The sequence below is a fragment of the Pseudokineococcus marinus genome (genome assembly GCF_013004605.1).
GTDB classification, from domain to species: Bacteria; Actinomycetota; Actinomycetes; order Actinomycetales; family Quadrisphaeraceae; genus Pseudokineococcus; species Pseudokineococcus marinus.
Genome location: NZ_JABEMA010000432.1, coordinates 1 through 1,932, shown reverse-complemented (window position 1 = coordinate 1,932; position 1,932 = coordinate 1). Strand labels below are relative to the sequence as shown.

Below are 1,932 nucleotides of genomic sequence, written 5' to 3'. Positions count from 1 at the left end.
GGCCCGGCCGGCGGCGCTCAGGCCCGCGACCGCGGCGGCGGTGCGGTCGAGGGTGCGGACGGGCGAGGCGGGCAGCCCGCTCCGGGAGCGGGACGGCGCGCGGCCCGGTGCGGTGGCGGCGGTGACGGTCATGGCGCTCACGGGGTCCTCCTGCGGCTCAGCCGGTGTGACGCGAGCGACAGTGCACGACGCGTGTCACCCGGTGGTTGCGGAGTGTTTCGGGCGTGTGACGCGCCGCAGCCCGGGGTCACGCAGAGGCACGGAGCACGGACCCGCCCCGGTGAGCGGCCGGTCTCAGCCCAGCACGGGCGCCCACGTGCCGGCGAGGACGGCGGCGGCGGTCGCGGCCCCGGCCACGGCGGCGCAGACGGCGACCACGCCCGCGTCGCGCGCGGCGAAGGAGCTCGTGCGCGCCCAGGTGCGCCCGGCGCCCGGCACCCCGAAGCCGCGGGCCTCCATGGCGAGCGCGAGCCGGGTGGCGCGGCGCAGGGCGATGACGAGGAGCGCCAGGACCTGGCCGGACACGACGCGGGTGCCCGCGAGGGGGCCGCGCGCGTCGCCGAGGCCCCGCGCCCGGCGGGCCATCGCGAGCGTGCGCCACTCGACGACGAGCAGCCCCACGAGGCGCAGGCCGGCCAGGCCGCCCAGGACGAACCGGTGGGGCAGGCGCAGCCGCTGGGCGAGCCCGTCGGCGAGGTCGGTGGGGTCGGTGGCGAGGAGGAGCACGACGCCGGGGATGCCCACGGCGAGCACCCGCAGCGTGATCGCGGCGCCGAGCCCCAGCGAGCCCTCGGTGACGGTGAGGGGCCCGATCCCCACGAGCACGGCGCCGGCGTCGCGGCCGATGACGGCGGTGACGAGGCCGGCGGGCACGCTCGCGAGGAGCACGGGCAGCAGCCGCACGAGCAGCGGGCGGGGCGCCAGACCGGCGAGGGGCAGGAGGCACAGCTCGAGGACCAGCGCGACGGCCGCGCTGACGACGTCGACCGTGAGGAGCAGGGCGGCGGCCACGAGCAGCCCGCCGAGCAGGGTGGCCAGCGGGTTCGCCCGGGTGAGCGGCGTCGACCGCAGGCCCCCGGCGAGCCCGCCGAGCGTCGTCGTCCCCGCGGTGGGCGCCGGAGCACCGGTCGCGGAGCTGCCGGTCGCGGGGGCGCCGCTCACGTCCGCCCCCGGCCGAGGAGCCGCCGCAGCCCCGAGGCGCTGCGGCGCTCGTCCTCCCGCGGCGCGAGCGGCACCGCCGGGTCCGGCGGCGCGAGGTGGTGGACCCGGGCGCCGAGGGCGCCGACGAGCTCGGCGTCGTGGGTGACGGCGAGCAGGGCCGCCCCGCCGTCGACGAGCTCGCGGAGGAGCTCGACGAGGCCGGCCCACGTCAGCGCGTCCTGCCCGAAGGTCGGCTCGTCGAGGACGACGACGCGCGGCCCGACGGCGAGGGCCGTGGCCACGGACAGCCGGCGCTTCTCGCCGCCGGAGAGGGTGAAGGGGTGGGCGCGCGCCAGCGCGGTGAGGCCGAGGCGCTCCAGCAGCTCGTCGGTGCGGCGGCGGACCTCCGCCTCGGGCCGGCCGAGCAGGCGGGGGCCGTGCGCCAGCTCGCCCTCGACCGTCGCCGCGACGAGCTGGTGCTCCGGGTCCTGGAAGACGGTGCCGACCCTGCGGAGCAGGTCGCGCGAGCGCCAGCGCCAGGGGGCGGTGCCGAGCGCTGGGCCGGGTCCGTTGTTCGGGTCGTGGTCTCCCACGAGGTCCGGGGACGCGCGGACCGCGCCGCCGACCGGCTCCAGCAGCCCCGCGAGCGTCAGCGCGAGCGTCGTCTTGCCCGCGCCGTTGGGGCCGGTGAGCGCCGTGGCCGAGCCGGCGGGCAGCGCGAGGTCGGCGGAGCGCACGGCCACCGGGCCGCCCGGGCGGGCGCACGCCAGCGCGCGGGCGGCGAGCAGCTCC

The 1,932-nt window shown here is 80.3% G+C and carries 2 protein-coding genes; both read right to left on the bottom strand.

Features of this window, described 5'->3' with window-relative positions:
- Positions 1-294: 294 nt before the first annotated feature.
- Entirely contained in the window at positions 295-1,071 is a 777-nt protein-coding gene (locus HLB09_RS16300) for an energy-coupling factor transporter transmembrane component T family protein (RefSeq protein ID WP_171204356.1), read from the bottom strand.
- 86 nt (positions 1,072-1,157) lie between these two features.
- The coding region (locus HLB09_RS16295; RefSeq protein WP_171204354.1) for an ABC transporter ATP-binding protein at positions 1,158-1,932 on the bottom strand (775 nt) is incomplete at its 5' end.